The 16,202-nt window shown below is 65.0% G+C and carries 13 protein-coding genes; 7 read left to right on the top strand and 6 right to left on the bottom strand.

What is annotated here, in order from left to right; translation table 11 throughout:
- Positions 1 to 65 precede the first annotated feature (65 nt).
- The gene (gene pqqA / locus OGR47_RS21900; protein WP_165052019.1) at positions 66 to 143 is read right to left on the bottom strand and encodes a pyrroloquinoline quinone precursor peptide PqqA; all 78 of its coding nucleotides are present in this window, start codon (positions 141 to 143) and stop codon (positions 66 to 68) included.
- A 402-nt stretch (positions 144 to 545) separates the two neighbouring features.
- Here pqqA and OGR47_RS12445 point away from each other — a divergent pair, with 402 nt between their 5' ends.
- The 7 genes from OGR47_RS12445 to OGR47_RS12415 all read left to right on the top strand — a co-directional run bounded on the left by OGR47_RS12445 (position 546) and on the right by OGR47_RS12415 (position 9,233).
- Positions 546 to 1,658 carry a formylmethanofuran dehydrogenase gene (locus OGR47_RS12445; protein ID WP_165051819.1) on the top strand — a complete coding sequence of 371 codons (1,113 nt, stop codon included), beginning with the start codon at positions 546 to 548 and terminating at the stop codon, positions 1,656 to 1,658.
- A complete protein-coding gene (locus tag OGR47_RS12440) occupies positions 1,652 to 3,286 on the top strand; it encodes a formylmethanofuran dehydrogenase subunit A (protein WP_165051816.1) in 1,635 nt (544 codons plus the stop codon). Before OGR47_RS12445 ends, OGR47_RS12440 begins: the two co-directional genes overlap by 7 nt.
- Positions 3,274 to 4,182 (top strand): formylmethanofuran--tetrahydromethanopterin N-formyltransferase, encoded by a 909-nt coding sequence (gene fhcD / locus OGR47_RS12435; protein ID WP_165051814.1) that lies wholly within the window; start codon positions 3,274 to 3,276, stop codon positions 4,180 to 4,182. Before OGR47_RS12440 ends, fhcD begins: the two co-directional genes overlap by 13 nt.
- Positions 4,179 to 4,988, top strand: a complete 810-nt coding sequence (locus OGR47_RS12430; protein WP_165051812.1) for a formylmethanofuran dehydrogenase subunit C — start codon at positions 4,179 to 4,181, stop codon at positions 4,986 to 4,988. The genes fhcD and OGR47_RS12430 overlap by 4 nt, the downstream gene beginning before the upstream one ends.
- Before the next feature lie 69 nt (positions 4,989 to 5,057).
- The gene (locus OGR47_RS12425; protein WP_165051810.1) at positions 5,058 to 5,273 is read left to right on the top strand and encodes a hypothetical protein; all 216 of its coding nucleotides are present in this window, start codon (positions 5,058 to 5,060) and stop codon (positions 5,271 to 5,273) included.
- A 201-nt stretch (positions 5,274 to 5,474) separates the two neighbouring features.
- A complete protein-coding gene (gene putA / locus OGR47_RS12420) occupies positions 5,475 to 8,537 on the top strand; it encodes a bifunctional proline dehydrogenase/L-glutamate gamma-semialdehyde dehydrogenase PutA (RefSeq protein WP_165051807.1) in 3,063 nt (1,020 codons plus the stop codon).
- A gap of 180 nt (positions 8,538 to 8,717) precedes the next feature.
- Entirely contained in the window at positions 8,718 to 9,233 is a 516-nt protein-coding gene (locus tag OGR47_RS12415; protein WP_165051805.1) for an Hsp20/alpha crystallin family protein, read from the top strand.
- Positions 9,234 to 9,642: 409 nt separating this feature from the next.
- On the opposite strand, the gene OGR47_RS12410 is transcribed toward OGR47_RS12415, so the two are convergent.
- The 5 genes from OGR47_RS12410 to carB all read right to left on the bottom strand — a co-directional run bounded on the left by OGR47_RS12410 (position 9,643) and on the right by carB (position 16,050).
- Positions 9,643 to 9,882, bottom strand: a complete 240-nt coding sequence (locus OGR47_RS12410; protein WP_165051803.1) for a CDGSH iron-sulfur domain-containing protein — start codon at positions 9,880 to 9,882, stop codon at positions 9,643 to 9,645.
- A 16-nt stretch (positions 9,883 to 9,898) separates the two neighbouring features.
- A complete protein-coding gene (gene trxB / locus OGR47_RS12405) occupies positions 9,899 to 10,864 on the bottom strand; it encodes a thioredoxin-disulfide reductase (protein WP_165051801.1) in 966 nt (321 codons plus the stop codon).
- 101 nt (positions 10,865 to 10,965) lie between these two features.
- Positions 10,966 to 11,958 carry a mitochondrial fission ELM1 family protein gene (locus OGR47_RS12400; RefSeq protein ID WP_165051799.1) on the bottom strand — a complete coding sequence of 331 codons (993 nt, stop codon included), beginning with the start codon at positions 11,956 to 11,958 and terminating at the stop codon, positions 10,966 to 10,968.
- A gap of 62 nt (positions 11,959 to 12,020) precedes the next feature.
- Positions 12,021 to 12,497: a transcription elongation factor GreA gene (gene greA, locus OGR47_RS12395; protein WP_165051796.1), complete on the bottom strand. Its 477-nt coding sequence runs from the start codon at positions 12,495 to 12,497 to the stop codon at positions 12,021 to 12,023.
- A 217-nt stretch (positions 12,498 to 12,714) separates the two neighbouring features.
- The gene (carB, locus tag OGR47_RS12390) at positions 12,715 to 16,050 is read right to left on the bottom strand and encodes a carbamoyl-phosphate synthase large subunit (RefSeq protein WP_165051794.1); all 3,336 of its coding nucleotides are present in this window, start codon (positions 16,048 to 16,050) and stop codon (positions 12,715 to 12,717) included.
- Positions 16,051 to 16,202 lie beyond the last annotated feature (152 nt).

Below are 16,202 nucleotides of genomic sequence, written 5' to 3'. Positions count from 1 at the left end.
TATATCCTACCGGCTCGCTTTTTTATCGAGCGCATCGTCGCCGAAGCGACAATTCTCGCGAAATCTTAGATTTCAGCCGAAGAGTAGCTGGTGACTTCCATGCCGACGCAAACTTCGACGATCACAGGGGTGGTCCAGGCCATGTCGATATCCTCCGAATTGGAACTCAGACGGCTCCCTGCTCTTGTGGGCCCGGTGACCGGGCGAGGGGCAGGTTCGAGCTCGGCGAGAGCATTATCATGATCGATAGGGTCGTGCAATTGACCTTATGGCTCTGCTTGCGGCAGGGCGCGGCGCGCCGGGAAGCCTCGTGTCGCTGGGTTCTCCCGAGATGTGACGCCCAAGCGTCTCGACATGGCGCGTGACGGCTGCTAGGCATAGCGCGCTTTCGGAACGGGCGCGTGCAATCCGGCCGGGGGCCATCATTCATAAGCCTTAGAGCATTCCTCACGCCATTGGCGACGAGTGAATCGTTCGGGCCCGCGCGGCGCCGGCCGCGCGACAAGGACAACAACCGCGACCAGCGGAACGGGGCAGGGAATCGGATGAGCAAGGCGACGCTCGACGGCAAGGCGATTGCGCTCGAAGACGCCTATAAAGAGGCTGCGCGCATATTGAGCCGCGCGAATTTTCCCCTCGTCGCAGGTCTCGGGGCGGACGTTCCCGGCGCGCGGGCGGCGATACTCCTGGCCGAGCGGCTGCGCGGCGCGTTTGACCATCTGGCCTCGGGCGACTTGCTGGCCGACATCGACGTGAAGCGCTCTTTCGGCATGTTCACCACCACGGCCAATGAGGCGCGCGTGCGCGCCGATGTCGTGGTGCTCGTCGGCCCCGGCCTGACGAAACAATGGCCCGGCATGCTGGAACGTCTCGCGTTCGATCAGGCCCCGTGCCATGGCTCGCACGCCGGGACGCCGCGTAAGGTCATCTGGCTGGGGCCGGACGCAAGCGAGGCGAACGCCATCGCCGGCGCAACGGTCATTCCGGCGACTCTGCAGGAAATTCCCGGCGCCCTCGGCGTCTGGCGCGCCCGCGTCGGCGGCCGCCCGGTCAACGCCGAGAAGATCGACGCCGCCAAGCTCGAATTGGTGGATGGTCTTGCCGAGACGTTGAAGAACGCCAAGTTCGGCTGCTTCGTCTGGGCCGCCTCCGCTGGCCTCGACGCGCTGACGATCGAGATGATGCAGGCGCTCGTCACCGACCTCAATGTCACGACCCGCTTCACGGGCGTGCATATCGGCGCCCGCGCCGGCGCTTCCGGCGTGACGCAGGCGGCGGGCTGGATGACCGGCTTCCCGCCCCGCACGGGCTTCGGCCGTGGCTATCCAGAGCACGATCCCTGGCGTTTCGAAGCGTCCCGTCTCGTCGACAGCGGCGAGGCCGACGCCGCGCTGTGGATCTCGGCTTTCGACGGCGAGGCGCCGTCCTGGTCGCGCTCCGATATCCCGCTCGTCACTTTGGCCCCCGCTGGCGCGGCGCCGGCGCGCGGGCTTTACATCGAAGTCGGCCAGCCCGGCGTCACCCATGACGCCGTGCTCATGGCCCAGGAGACCGGCGGCCTGACGCTGCGCACGGCCACGGCGTCGTCCGACGCGCCGACGGTCGCTCACGTCATCGACGCCATCATGGCGAATGTTTCGGAGGTCGCGCCTTGCTGACAGTTTTGCGTGGCGGCCATGTCGTCGACCCGGCAACGGGCAAGGACGGCGTCGGCGACGTCTGGTTCCAAGACGGCCGCATCGTCGCGCCGCCGGCCGGGGGAAAGGCCGATCAGGAGATCGATTGCACGGGCCATATCGTCATGGCCGGCGCGATCGACATTCACTCGCACATTGCCGGCGGCAATGTGAACACTGCGCGCCTGCTGCTGCCCGAGCTGCATCGCGGCATTCGCGCGCGTCTCGCCAACACGCCGCTCTCGACCGCCAAATGGTCGACCTATGAGACCGGCCGGCTCTATGCGCAGATGGGCTTCACGACGGTCGTCGAGCCGGCGATGGCGCCGCATCACTCGCTGCAGACGCATTTCGAGCTCAACGACGTCCCGATCCTCGACAAGGGCGCGCTGACGGTTCTCGGCAACGACGACTTCCTGCTGCGCCAGATTCGCGCGGGCGAGCCCGAGAGCGCGATCAACGACTATGTCGCGACGACGGTCGCCGGCACGAAGTCGCTGGGCCTGAAATGCATCAATCCGGGCGGCTGCGAGGCCTTCAAGGAGAATATGCGGGCCTATGGGCTCGACGACGAGGTGCCGTTCTACGGCCTCACCTCGCGCAAGATCTTCCAGTCGTTGCAGAAGGCGACGCAGGCGGTGGGCATCCACCACCCGCTGCATCTGCACATGAACAATCTGGGCATCGCCGGCAATATCCAGACGGCGCTCGACACGATCGACGCGGCGCAGGGCCTGCCGCTGCATCTCGCCCATATTCAATTCTACGCCTATGGCAAGGAGGGCAATAACGCCTTCTCTTCCGCCGCCGCGACTTTCGCCGAGAAGATCAACGCCAATCCGAACGTCACGGTCGACGTCGGCCAGGTGATGTTCTCGCAGACGGTGACGATCTCCTCCGACGTGCTGAAGCAGTTCAACAGCATGTCGGGCGCGATCCCGAAGAAGGGCGCGATCTTCGACGGCGACGCCAATGGCGGCGGCATCGTGCCCTACAACTACAAGATCTCGAACTACTACAACGCCATTCAATGGGCGGCGGGTCTCGAGCTGTTCCTGCTCATCAAGAACCCTGAGCAGGTCTTCTTCACCACCGACCATCCGAACGGCGGCCCCTTCACGGCGTATCCGGAGCTTTTCGCGCTGCTGATGAGCGCCGAGCTGCGCGAGCAGGTGATGTCGCGGCTGCCCGCCGAGGCGTTGCAGTTCACGACTCTGCCTTCGCTCAAGCGCGAATACACTTATTATGAGCTCGCGCAGATGAGCCGCTCGGGCGCCGCAAAGCTGTTCGGCTTTACCGATCGCGGCACGCTTGCGGCGGGCGCCGTCGCCGACGTCGCGGTCTATAAGGAGAGCCGCGACAAGGCCGGCATGTTCCGCCGCGCGGCTTACGTCTTCAAGGACGGCGACCTCGTGGTGAAGGACGGCGAGGTGTCGCATTACAAGCGCGGCAAGACGCTGCACATCAGCCCGCGCTTCGACAACAACATCAACAAGCGGCTCGACAGCTACTACGAGGAGCTTTACGGCCAGCCGCGCGGCATTTTCGACGTGCCGGCCGCCGCTTTGCCGCACAAGGACGCCTTTGCGGAGGTCGCATGCAAGGAATAGTTCGCAACGGCGTTCGCATCGACGAGAGTTTCGCCGAAGCCTTCCCGATGAGCGGGACGGGCATTCTCATCACCGGCCCGAACGCCAAATGGGCCATGACCGCCGCCAAGACCATGACGGGCTTCGCGACCTCGGTCATCGGCTGCGGCTGCGAGGCCGGCGTCGACTGCGAGGTTTCGCCCGAAGAGACGCCCGATGGGCGCCCCGGCGTGCGCGCGCTGCTGTTCGCCATGTCGTCGAAGGACGCCGAGAAGCAGCTCGTCAACCGCCTCGGCCAATGCGTGCTGACCTGTCCGGGTTCGGCGGTCTATTCGACGGTCAAGGGCGAGTTCGAGATCAAGGTCGGCGACGCCGTGCGCCAGTTCGGCGACAAATGGCAGATGTCTAAGGCCATCGACGGGCGCCGCTTCTGGCGTATCCCGGTGATGGACGGCGAGTTCTTCTGCGAGTCCAAGGTCGGGCTGACGAAGAAGTCCGTCGGCGGCGGCAATCTGCTCGTCATGGGCGCGGACTGGGAATCGACCATGCGCGCGACGGAAGCCGCCGTGGCCGCGATCGACGCCGTGCCGGACGTGATCCAGCCCTTCCCGGGCGGCATTGTGCGGTCGGGCTCCAAGGTCGGCTCGCAATATAAGGGCATGGGCGCCTCCACCAATGACGCCTATTGCCCGACGCTGCGCGGCGTGACCAAGAGCGCGCTCGATCCCGACGTCGGTTGCGTGCTCGAGATCGTCATCGACGGCCTGACCGACGCGGCGGTTTCCGCCGCCATGCGCGCCGGGTTGAAAGCCATCATCGAGATGGGCCCGGAGAATGGGGCCAAGCGCGTCGGCGCCGGCAACTATGGCGGCAAGCTCGGTCCGTTCCACTATCATTTGAAGGATTTGCTGCCGTGAAGCCCTTCACCTTCACGCTCCGTCAGGAGCCGCCGCAGCGCGTCGACCTTTCGGCGCTCACGCCCGACCGCCTTGCCGGCAAATCGCTCGCCGACATCGAGAAGATCGAGATCGGCACCACCCGCGCCTCGACCAAGGTTGGCGACGTGTTCAAGCTCGCCGAGGGCGATCTCAAGAACATCCGCTACGAGGGCGGCTCGGCGCGTTTCGATCTGATCGGCGCGAAGCTCCTGCCGGAGTTCGGCATTCACGTCGAGGGCGACGTCGGTCTTCAGCTCGGCCGGCTGGCCAAGGGCGGCAAGATCACGGTTTCGGGCAGCGCCGGCGCCTATGCGGCCTCGGGCAATGAGGGCGCCCATATCGAGATCAAGGGCGATGTCGGCGAGCTGCTCGCGGCGCCGCTCGCCGGCGAGCTGGCCGGCATGTCCGGCGGGCGCGTGGTGGTGCGCGGCAAGGCCGGCGCGCGGGCGGGCGACCGCCTTCGCCGGGGCATTCTGATCATCGAAGGGGACGCCGGCGAGGATTTGGGCTCGCGCCTCATCGCCGGCACGATCGTGGCGCTGGGCAAGACCTCGGGCCGCGTCGGCTATCTCAACAAGCGCGGCTCGCTGGTTTTGGCCAAGCGCCCCGAGATTGGCCCGACCTATATCGACTGCGGCGCGCATGTCCTTACTTTCGCGCGGCTTTTCGCCCGCGGGCTGAAGGCGGACAGCGAGGCGGCGGCGGCGGTTCTGTCGGCCAAGCTGCAGCGCTATGGCGGCGATACGGCCGTCTATGGCAAGGGCGAAATCTTGACCCCCGCCTGACCGGCATTACCCTTGCTTTGAGATTGTGCGCCGCCAAATTCGGCGGCGCTCACGCAAGGGGTGTTGCCGATGAATTTCGTCGAACTCATCCTCACTGTCTGCACGCTCGCGCAGCCGAACGCGTGCGACGAGCGTCGGCTGATGCTCGAATCCACCACTGGTTCGACCAGTAATTGCATGATGCAGGCTATGCCGTACATCGCCCAGTGGTCGGGCGAGCATCCCAATGTGCAAGTCACCCGCTGGCGCTGCGTCACGCCCGGTGCCGAGGGGGATAAGATTTAGGCCCGATTGCCGCCGTCGCTCTGGATTCCTGGTCAGGGCCTTCGGGCTGCCGGGAATGACCCAGGCAGCCGGCCGTCATTGCGAGCGAAGCGAAGCAATCCAGGCCCGTCCCGCTATCTCGGGGTTGCTTCAACGCTCCGCTTCTCGCAATGACGGCGGGAGACTCCCATATGCCCTGATAGAGGCATGAGGGAGCCGCCCATGGTCGAGCCGCCGCCTTTCTCCGCGCCCTATGCGCCGCCGGACGAAGCCTTCGCCGCCGCCTTTCTCGCAGATTGCCCGGATGCGGCTTTGCGCGCGGCGATCGGAACCAAGGCGCTCGCTCTCGTTCGCGGCATGCGCGCCGAGCATAGCGCGCTCGGCGGCGTCGAGGATTTCCTCCATGAATTCTCGCTGTCCTCGCGCGAGGGCCTCGCCGTCATGGCGCTTGCCGAATCGCTCTTGCGCGTGCCCGACGACGCCACGGCAGATCGCCTCCTCGCCGATAAGCTCGCCGCCGGCGATTTCTCCCATCACGAATCCGCTTCCGATACGTTGCTCGTGCAGGCATGCGCCTTTGCGCTGGGTTTCTCGGCGCGGCTCGTGGGCCCTGGAAGAGACGGGAGCGCCGAGCCGCGCAGCCTCGTCGCCGATCTTGCGCGGCGCCTTGGCCTTCCCACGCTACGCGTCGCCGCGCGGCAGGCGATGCGCCTCATGGGCGCGCATTTCGTTTTCGGCGAGACGATCGACGATGCGCTGTCGCGCGCGAAGGGGCGGCGCGAAAGATTTTCCTTCGACATGCTGGGCGAAGGCGCGCGCAGCGCCAAAGACGCGGAACGCTATTTCGAGGCTTATGCGGCGGCCATCAATGCGATCGGCGCGCGCGCGGGCGATCGGGCGCTGCCTGACCGCCCCGGCATATCGGTCAAGCTCTCGGCGCTGCATCCGCGTTACGAGGCGATCTCGCGCGAGCGCGTGCTGAAGGAATTGCCGCAACGCGTGCTGGCGCTCGCGAATCTCGCCAAAGCGCGCGACCTTGCTTTCACCATCGACGCCGAAGAAGCCGACCGTCTCGAGCTATCGCTGGATGTGATCGCGCGCATCGTCGCTGATCCTTCTCTTGCCGGCTGGGAGGGGTTCGGCCTTGCCGTACAGGCCTATCAAAAGCGCGCCGGCGCGGTGATCGATTACATTGCTGCGCTGGCGGAAAGCTACGATCGACGCTTCATGCTGCGTTTGGTGAAGGGCGCCTATTGGGACAGCGAGATCAAACGCGCGCAGGAGCGGGGCCTCGCCGATTATCCGGTCTTCACCCGCAAGGCGATGACCGACCTCAATTACGACGCGCTCGCAGCGGGGCTGCTCTCCCAGCCGCGCCTCTATCCGCAATTCGCCACGCACAACGCCCGCAGCGTCGCCGCGATCCTCGTGCGCGCCGGCGCGCGCAAGGATTATGAATTTCAGCGCCTGCATGGCATGGGCGACGCGCTCTATGCGGCGCTGGCGCAGATGAGCGACGCGCCGGTGCGCATTTATGCGCCTGTCGGTCCGCATCGCGATCTACTGGCCTATCTCGTGCGGCGAATGATCGAGAACGGCGCCAATTCGTCTTTCGTCGCGCGTGCGGCCGATCCGCAGACGCCGGAAACGGCGCTCATCGAAGATCCGCATGAGAGGATTGGCGACGCCGCGCAGGCGCGCCATCCGCGCTTGCCCTTGCCGACGCAAATATATGAGCCCTTGCGCGCCAATTCGAAGGGCGTCGAATTCGGCGACAGGGCGGCGCTCGCCGCTATGTTCGAGGAGCGCGACGCCGCGCGCCTTTCACTGGAAGCGCGGCCGAGCGTCGCAGGGAGAAATCCGCCTCGGGATGTCCTGTCTCCAATCGACGGCGCTGTAGTCGGACAAGTGATCGAGACGGACGCCGACGGCGCGCGCGCAATGATGGCCGTCGCCACGAAAGCGTTTTCCCTATGGAATGCGACGCCTGTGGAGAAGCGCGCGCAAAAGCTGGAGCGCACGGCGGATTTAATCGAGGCCCGGCGCGGCGCCTTAATCGCGCTTTTGCAAAGTGAAGCCGGCAAGACTCTCGACGATGCGCTCGCCGAAATTCGCGAAGCGGCGGATATGTGCCGCTACTATGCTTCCGAGGCGCTGCGCATCAGCGGCGAGATCAGGCTTCCGGGTCCGACGGGCGAAGATAATCGTCTACGTTACTCCGGGCGCGGCGTTTTCGTCTGCATTTCGCCGTGGAACTTTCCTTTGGCGATCTTCCTGGGGCAGGTTGTGGCGGCGCTCGTCACAGGCAACGCTGTCGTCGCCAAGCCCGCTGAGCAAACGCAGCTTATCGCGGCTTTGGCCGTCTCGCTTCTTTACGAGGCGGGGGTGCCGCGCGACGCGCTGCAATTTGCGCCGGGCGCCGGAGACGTTGGCGCAGCGCTTGTCGCCGACCCGCGCACGGCGGGCGTCGTCTTCACAGGCTCAGTGGAGGTCGCGCGCCATATCAACCAATCGCTCGCCGCGCGCGCGGGCGCCATTGCGCCGCTGATCGCCGAAACGGGCGGCGTCAATGCGATGATCGTCGACTCGACGGCGCTGATCGAGCAGGTGGTCGACGATGTTCTCGCTTCCGCTTTTCGTTCGGCAGGGCAGCGCTGCTCGGCGCTCAGATTGCTGTGCCTTCAGGAGGAGATCGCCTCCACGGCGATCGAGACGCTCATCGGCGCAACAAAGGAATTGCATGTCGGCGATCCGCGCCGGCTCGGCGTCCATGTCGGCCCTGTGATCGACGCCGAGGCTAAGGAGAAGCTCGATCGCTATCTCGCGGTTCAAAGGGAGGCCGGGCGCCTGCTTTATGCGGGCGAGGCGCCGACGCCCGGATACTATGTCGCGCCGCATATTGTGCGGCTCGATCGCGTGGCGGATTTGCGCGAGGAGGTCTTCGGCCCGGTTCTGCATATCGTTACTTGGCGCGCGCGCGATTTCGACGCGCTGCTGCGCGCGATCGAGGCGAGCGGCTATGGCCTGACCTTCGGATTGGAGACGCGCATCGAGGAGCGCATCCGTCACGTGGCCACGCGGGCGCCAGCGGGAAACGTCTATGTGAACCGCAATATGATCGGCGCCGTCGTCGGCAGCCAGCCTTTCGGCGGCTTTGGCCTTTCCGGCACGGGGCCGAAGGCGGGCGGGCCGGAATATCTGCGCCGCTTCCTGCGGGAGACGACGGTGACCATCAACACGGCCTCCTTTGGCGGCGATGCGGGTCTCTTGTCACTCGAAGAGTGACGCTTTTAAATTACGCGCCCGAAGGCGCGCGGGCCTTCAGGCCCGCATCCTTGACCCGCGACAATTTGTTCTTACGGCTTCGCTTGAAGATGTCGGCGACCCCACGATTTTTTTGTCGTCGAGACGTGCGAACGTCGCTCAAAAACGTTGGAATTGGTCATTTACCTTACGGAGGCAGTGATGGCTCAAGAGCAGAACGCGCCCGTGAAAAAAGACGACGGATCTTCTCTCGTTTCTCCCGATTTTTGGGACTGGCGCCCGATCGAGGCGCTGCGCCGCCAGCTCGACCGCTTCTTCGACGAGGCGCCCTTGGCGCGGCGGACAGGCGAGGTCGAGCCTTTCGACCGCTTCATGGGCTGGGGCGCGCCCCCCGTCGACTTCGTCGAGCACGACAATGAATATGAAATGACCGCCGAGCTCCCCGGCCTCGACGAGAAGGACGTCGAAGTGAAGCTCGTCAACGGCGCCCTCGTCATGAGCGGCGAAAAGAAGGTGGAGCGCGAGGAGAAAGGCGAGGGCCGGTTCTTCTCCGAACGCCGTTACGGCGCCTTCAAGCGTAGCTTCCGCCTGCCCGACAATGTCGACCCGGATAAGATTTGTGCGAACTTCGAAAAGGGCGTGCTGAGGGTCACGCTGCCGAAAAGCGCGCAGCCAAAGTCCGAAGAGAAGAAGATCGACATCGCCGCCCAGAAATAGACTGAGTGATCGGGAATCCAGAATAGACTCAGGCTACTTTGGCTCTGGATTCCCGCTCGGGCTTTCAGCCCGAAGCGCCCGCCGTCATAGCGAGGAGCGTGCGACGAAGCAATCCAGCGCCGCGATGGGGCCGTGGATTGCTTCGCTTTGCTCGCAATGACGGGAATGACAGCCCTGATGCGAGCTGTTCAAACTGAAATGGCGTCGACCCTGGTCAGCGCATCATGTGACGTAGCGCTTCGTAGAAGGCGACGTCCGCGCCGACGAGCATCAGACCAATCAGCGCCGCCTGTGCGAAATATTTGAAGTCGCGCCCAGTTCGCATGTCTCACTCCCGCCGGTTGCGGCCGGAGGTAGCGGACGAATGGGTGACGGCAAGCCGCTTCGCGCCACGGCGCGGGATTTATGCTCACAACTCTTTATGCGTTCCGTCGCAAAGCGGCTCCTTCTTCGTGGCCTTGCAGCCACAGAAGAAAGCCTTGCCGGTCGCTTCGGCCTTGTAGGAGACGGGCTCGATCCCCGTGCCCTGATGGGCGCCGTCGCAGAAAGGCTGCTTGGCGCTGCGCCCGCAGGCGCACCAGTAGTAGGTCTTGCCGGCCTCGACCTCGACCGGCATGGCTTTCTTCTGGAAGACGACGCGTTCGGTCATGTCTCTCGCTTGATCTCTAAACGGCTTCTGTGGCGAGGACGGGGGCGTCGAGCAGGAACTTTTCCGTCTCCAGCGCCGCCATGCAGCCGAGCCCCGCCGCGGTCACCGCCTGCCGATAGACTTCATCGGCCACGTCGCCAGCCGCGAAGACTCCCGGGATATTGGTGCGGGTCGAGCCCGGCTCGACCGCGATATAGCCAGAGGGCTTCAATTCGAGCTGGCCCTTGAAGAGCTCAGAGGCCGGCGCATGGCCGATGGCGACGAAAAGGCCGTCGGCTTCGAGAAGCTGCGTCTCACCGGTTTTGGCGTGTTTCACGCGCGCGCCGGTGACGGAAAGCGGCCCCTCCGTGCCGACCACCTCGTCGATCACATGATCGAAGAGCACAGTGACATTCGCCTGCCTGTGGAGCCGTTCCTGCAGCACCCGCTCGGAACGCAGTGTATCGCGCCGATGCACGAGGGTGACATGCGAAGCGAGGTTGGAGAGGTAGAGCGCCTCTTCGACGGCCGTATTGCCGCCGCCGACGACGATCACCTTCTTGCCACGGAAGAAGAAGCCGTCGCAGGTCGCGCAGGCAGAGACGCCGAAGCCCTTGAATTTCTCTTCGCTCGGAATGCCAAGCCATTTCGCCTTGGCGCCCGTCGCGATGATCAGCGCGTCGCAAGTGTAGGTCGCGCCGCTGTCGCCGATGAGGGTGAAGGGCCGCTTGTCGAGGCGGGCTTCCACGATATGGTCGGAGATGAGCTTCGTGCCGACATGCTCGGCCTGCAGCCGCATCTGCTCCATCAGCCAGGGGCCCTGAATGGGCTCGGCGAAGCCGGGGTAGTTCTCGACCTCCGTCGTGATCATGAGCTGGCCGCCCTGCTCGAAGCCGGCGATGAGCAGGGGCTCCAACATGGCGCGCGCGGTGTAGATGGCCGCCGTATAGCCGGCCGGCCCTGAGCCGATGATGATGACGCGCGCATGGTTGGGGGCGGACATGGGGGACTCTCGGGTTGCGAAGCAAATTCTCTCTTCCCGGTCGCGGAAAGAGGGGAGGGCGGCAATCTAGCGATTATGCGCCGCGCCGCAACTGCGCTCCTTCACGCGGATGAGGCCCTGAACGCCGCATAGTCCGCCGCGATCCGCCGCGCGATCCTCGGCGTCGAATTGATGGGCGCATATGGCCAGTTCTCGAAGGGCCCTCGCCAGATGCGGATCGCGCCCGCGCCTTCGAGCGCCGTCAGATAGGCCTTGATTTTCCGCCGGATCACAAAGGGTTCGAGGACGTGGACCGGAACGCCGGTCGCGGCCGACTCTCCAACCATATTCACGCTGTCGCCCGTCACGACGATCCGGTCGGCGTTCGCCAGCATGGAAAAATACGGATTAGCGCCCTCGCCGTCCCAAAACCAGCCGCCGGGCGCAGAGAGAGCTTGGCGTAGCGCGGCGGCGATTTCTGGCGGCGTCCGACGGGAGGCGGTCGCCATCACGCCATAACCGGCGTCGAGAAGCGTGCTTGCGATGAAATCGAGATCGTAAAGAAGCCCCTCGGCGCTGCCGACGAGCATGGCGACGCGCGGGCGGGGCAAGGCGGCGATGCGCGGGTCGGGCGCCGCGCGGGCTGCGGCGAGCCGTTCCGGGGTGACCCGGTTCGGGGGCGTGATCGGCGCGACGACATTCGGACCGGCGAGCCCGTCGTGACGCGGGGCGACGATGAGGTCCGCCGTCTTCAAGCCCGAGGCTGGCGCGTTGAGATAGACGGTGAAGGTTCGCCCGCCCGAGCAGCGCTTGAGGCGCCGCAGAGCAGGGATGGTTCGCCGGCCGGCGGCGATGGCGATGTCGGGGTAGGGCGGCGCGTAGGCTTCCGCATCCAAAGGGTCCGGCGGGCCAAAAGGAGCAATGAGCTCATAGAGCCGGCGGGGAGCGACGCGGCGGATGTCGGGCGTCAGGCCGAGCGCCTCGGCGACGCCGAGCGTCTGCGCCTCATGTCCGGCGCGGCCGTCCGCGAGGATGCGGAGCGTCGGCTGTGTCGACGCTGCTTCTAGTTTTCCGGGTGCGGCGAGAGGGGATGGGCGAGAGCCGAAGCCGGCCACAAATTCTCCTGGTCCCGCCACTATGTCCCAAACGCCGCGAGGAACGAGGCCCGAGGAAGGCTTTACGAACCGAAAGCGACCTTCAGAATCTCGTAGCTCTTGCCGCCGCCGGGGGTCTTCACTTCCACGGTGTCGCCGACCGTCTTGCCGATCAGCGCGCGGGCGATCGGGCTCGAGATGGAGACGCGGCCGCTCTTCACGTCGGCTTCGGTCTCACCGACGATCTGATAGGCTTTCTCCTCTTCGGTGTCCTCGTCGACCACCGTGACGGTCGCGCCGAATTTAATCGTCGAGCCCGTGAGCTTGGAGACGTCGATGACCTCGGCGCGGGAGAGCTTGTCCTCGAGCTCCGCGATGCGGCCTTCGTTCAGCGACTGCGACTCTTTCGCGGCGTGATATTCCGCGTTCTCCGACAAGTCGCCATGGGCGCGCGCCTCGGAAATCTGCTGGATGATGCGCGGGCGCTCTTCTTGCTGACGACGGCGCAATTCCTCTCCGAGCGCCGCATAGCCAGCGGCTGTCATGGGCACCTTCTCCATTGGTCTCGCTCTTCGCCTTTCCGATCAATTGTCGGGGAATGTCCTTCTCGCCCCCGCGGGCCAAATGCGCCGGCGCGGGAAACCCCGAATCATATGTCCGATAGTCTTGCCATGAAAGCGTCGCCGCGCCATGCCTTCCGAGCGGTTCGGCAGGCTTTCCGCCGCGCCAGCGCCCGCGAAGGCGGCTTGCGACGCACGCCTTTTATCTTCCTTGTTTTCAGCCGGTTACGGGCCGGAAATAATCCTGCAGCGCCCGCGCCTCTAGGTCTCCCGACACATAAGCCTTCACGCCCTGCGCCGCCGCGACCGCGCCGGCGAGAGTCGTATAATAGGGAACCTTATGCAGAAGCGCCGCTCTGCGCAAGGAACGCGAGTCGGCGAGCGCCTGCGCGCCTTCCGTCGTGTTGAAGACGAGCTGGATCGCGCCGTTCTTGATCGCGTCGACGATATGCGGCCGGCCTTCCGAGACCTTGTTGATCTTCTGCGCGGCGATGCCCTGTTCCTGCAGGTAGCGGGCGGTGCCGCCGGTCGCGACCACGCTGAAGCCGATGTCCGTCAGCAGGCGGATCGCCGGGAGGATGCGTGGCTTGTCGGCGTCGCGCACCGAGACAAACAGCACGCCGCCGCGCGGCGCCTTGGTGCCGCCGCCGAGCTGGCTCTTCACAAAGGCCGCGTCGAAGGAGACGTCGAGGCCGATGACTTCGCCGGTCGAGCGCATCTCCGGGCCGAGCACCGTGTCGACGCCGGGGAAGCGCGCGAAGGGGAAGACCGCTTCCTTCACGCCGATATGGTTCGGCGGGGCGGAGGGCAGGGTGAAGGCCGAAAGCTTTTCGCCCGCCATCACGCGCGCGGCGATCTTGGCGAAGGGCGCGCCGACGACCTTGGCGACGAAGGGCACGGTGCGCGAGGCGCGCGGGTTCACTTCGAGGACATAGATCTCGCCGTCCTTGAGCGCATATTGCACATTCATGAGCCCCACGACGCCGAGCGCCATGGCGAGGCTCTTGGTCTGCTCCTCAAGAGCAGCGATGGTCTCCGGCGTGAGCGAGCGCGGCGGCAGCGAGCAGGCCGAGTCGCCCGAGTGAATGCCGGCTTCCTCGATATGCTCCATGACGCCGGCGATGGCCGCTTGCGCGCCGTCGGCGATGCAATCGACGTCGACTTCAATGGCGTCGGTCAGATAGCGGTCGAAGAGCAGCGGATTCTTGCCGAGCACCATATTGATCTGCCCGGTCTTGTCATTGGGGTAACGCGCCTTGATCTCGGAGGGCACGAGGCTCGGTAGCGTGCCGAGCAGATAATCGTCGAGATCGCTGTTGTCGCGGATGATCGCCATCGCGCGGCCGCCGAGCACATAGGACGGGCGCACGACGAGCGGCAGGCCGAGTTCGCCCGCGACGATGCGCGACTGCTCGACCGAATAAGCGATGCCGTTCTTGGGCTGTTTGAGGCCGAGCTTATCCAGCAGACGCTTGAAGCGGTCGCGGTCCTCAGCGAGGTCGATCGAGTCAACGGGCGTGCCAAGGATGGGCGCACCGGTCTTTTCGAGGCCATGCGCAAGCTTCAGCGGCGTCTGGCCGCCATATTGGACGATGAGGCCGATCAGCGTCCCGTTCGACTTCTCGACGTCGAGAATCTCCGACACGTCCTCATTGGTCAGCGGCTCGAAATAGAGGCGATCCGAGGTGTCGTAGTCGGTCGAGACCGTCTCGGGATTGCAGTTGATCATGATCGTCTCGAAGCCGGCGTCGGCCAGCGCGAAACAGGCGTGACAGCAGCAATAGTCGAACTCGATGCCCTGGCCGATACGGTTCGGCCCGCCGCCGAGAATGACGATCTTCTTGCGATCGGAGGGATTGGCCTCATTCGCCGGGACGCCGGCGAAAGGCGTCTCATAGGTCGAATACATATAGGCCGTGGGCGAGGCGAATTCCGCCGCGCAAGTATCGATGCGCTTATAGACCGGCCGCACGCCGAGCGCGTGGCGCGCCGCGCGCACGGCCGATTCTTCGAGCCTCGTGAGCGTCGCTAGGCGCGTGTCGGAGAAGCCGGCGAATTTCAGCTTGCGCAGATTCTCGGCGTCCTTCGGCAGGCCGAATTTCTTTACCTTCTCTTCGAGCGCCACGATTTCTGCAACGCGCGCGATGAACCAGGGGTCGATCTTGCTCGCCTCATGCACTTCGAGCTGGCTCATGCCCAGACGCAGCGCCTGGCCGACGACGAGCAGGCGATCCGGCGTCGGCGTGCCGAGCGCGCCGCGCAGGACGTTCATATCGTCGCCCTTGCCGAGAGCGTCGATCTCAATTTCGTCGAGGCCCGAAAGGCCGGTCTCCAGCGAGCGCAGCGCCTTTTGCAGCGACTCGGCGAAGTTGCGGCCGATCGCCATGGCTTCGCCGACCGACTTCATCGCGGTCGTGAGGATCGGCTCGGAGCCGGGGAATTTCTCGAAGGCGAAACGCGGAATTTTGGTGACGACATAATCGATCGTCGGCTCGAAGGAGGCGGGCGTCGCGCCCCCTGTGATGTCATTGGCGATTTCGTCGAGCGTGTAGCCGACGGCGAGCCGCGCGGCGACCTTGGCGATGGGGAAGCCCGTCGCTTTCGAGGCCAGCGCCGAGGAGCGCGACACGCGCGGATTCATCTCGATGACGATCATACGGCCGGTGCGCGGATCGACGGCGAATTGCACGTTCGATCCGCCGGTCTCGACACCGATCTCGCGCAGAACGGCGAGGGAGGCGTCGCGCATGATCTGATATTCTTTGTCGGTGAGCGTCAGCGCTGGGGCGACTGTGATGGAGTCGCCGGTATGCACGCCCATCGGATCGATATTCTCGATCGAGCAGACGATGATGCAATTGTCCGCCTTGTCGCGGACAACTTCCATCTCGTATTCTTTCCAACCGAGGACGCTTTCCTCGATCAGCACTTCATTGGTTGGCGAGGCGTCGATGCCGCGCTCGACGATCTCGATGAACTCCGCCTTGTTATAAGCGATGCCGCCGCCTGTGCCGCCCAGCGTGAAGGACGGGCGGATAATGGCGGGCAGGCCGATGTCGTCCAGCGCGTCGAGCGCCGCGGTGAGCGTCTTGATGTGGTGCGAGCGCGGCGTGTCGAGGCCGATCTTGGTCATGGCCTCGCGGAAGAGCTCGCGGTCCTCCGCCTTGTCGATGGCGTGCGCCGTGGCGCCGACCATCTCGACGTCGAATTTTTCCAGCACGCCCATCTTCTCGAGGGAGAGGGCGCAATTGAGGGCCGTCTGGCCGCCCATTGTGGGGAGCAGAGCGAAGCCGCCCGGAACGGCGTAGCGCTCCTTCTCGATGATCTTCGCGACAAACTCCGGCGTGATCGGCTCGACATACGTGCGATCGGCCAGATCCGGGTCGGTCATGATCGTCGCCGGATTGGAATTGACCAGCACGATCCGGTAGCCCTCGGCCTTCAACGCCTTGCAAGCCTGCGTGCCGGAATAGTCGAATTCGCAGGCCTGGCCGATGACGATGGGCCCGGCGCCGATGATCAGAATGGTCGATATGTCGGTTCTTTTCGGCATGTCGCTTCTTTGTTTCGCGCGGGATCGCGCGCTCGAGTCCCGCCCTCATGCTGAGGAGCCTGCGACGCAGGCGTCTCGAAACATGCGGACGGGGAGGGATTCGTCCTTGCGGCTCCCTCCTCCCTCGGGACGCCCCCTGAAGGGGCCGCCTT

Source organism: Methylocystis sp. MJC1, from assembly GCF_026427715.1.
GTDB lineage: Bacteria > Pseudomonadota > Alphaproteobacteria > Rhizobiales > Beijerinckiaceae > Methylocystis.
Note: the sequence above shows the minus strand (reverse complement) of the source record. Positions and strands in the feature narration are given on the sequence as shown.

Excerpts from the sequence above, each read along its gene's own strand:
- pqqA (WP_165052019.1), bottom strand. The coding sequence starts at position 143 with ATGGCCTGGACCACCCCTGTGATCGTCGAAGTTTGCGTCGGCATGGAA.
- OGR47_RS12445 (WP_165051819.1), top strand. The coding sequence starts at position 546 with ATGAGCAAGGCGACGCTCGACGGCAAGGCGATTGCGCTCGAAGACGCC.
- fhcD (WP_165051814.1), top strand. The coding sequence starts at position 3,274 with ATGCAAGGAATAGTTCGCAACGGCGTTCGCATCGACGAGAGTTTCGCC.
- OGR47_RS12425 (WP_165051810.1), top strand. The coding sequence starts at position 5,058 with ATGAATTTCGTCGAACTCATCCTCACTGTCTGCACGCTCGCGCAGCCG.
- putA (WP_165051807.1), top strand. The coding sequence starts at position 5,475 with ATGGTCGAGCCGCCGCCTTTCTCCGCGCCCTATGCGCCGCCGGACGAA.
- OGR47_RS12415 (WP_165051805.1), top strand. The coding sequence starts at position 8,718 with ATGGCTCAAGAGCAGAACGCGCCCGTGAAAAAAGACGACGGATCTTCT.
- OGR47_RS12410 (WP_165051803.1), bottom strand. The coding sequence starts at position 9,882 with ATGACCGAACGCGTCGTCTTCCAGAAGAAAGCCATGCCGGTCGAGGTC.
- trxB (WP_165051801.1), bottom strand. The coding sequence starts at position 10,864 with ATGTCCGCCCCCAACCATGCGCGCGTCATCATCATCGGCTCAGGGCCG.
- greA (WP_165051796.1), bottom strand. The coding sequence starts at position 12,497 with ATGGAGAAGGTGCCCATGACAGCCGCTGGCTATGCGGCGCTCGGAGAG.
- carB (WP_165051794.1), bottom strand. The coding sequence starts at position 16,050 with ATGCCGAAAAGAACCGACATATCGACCATTCTGATCATCGGCGCCGGG.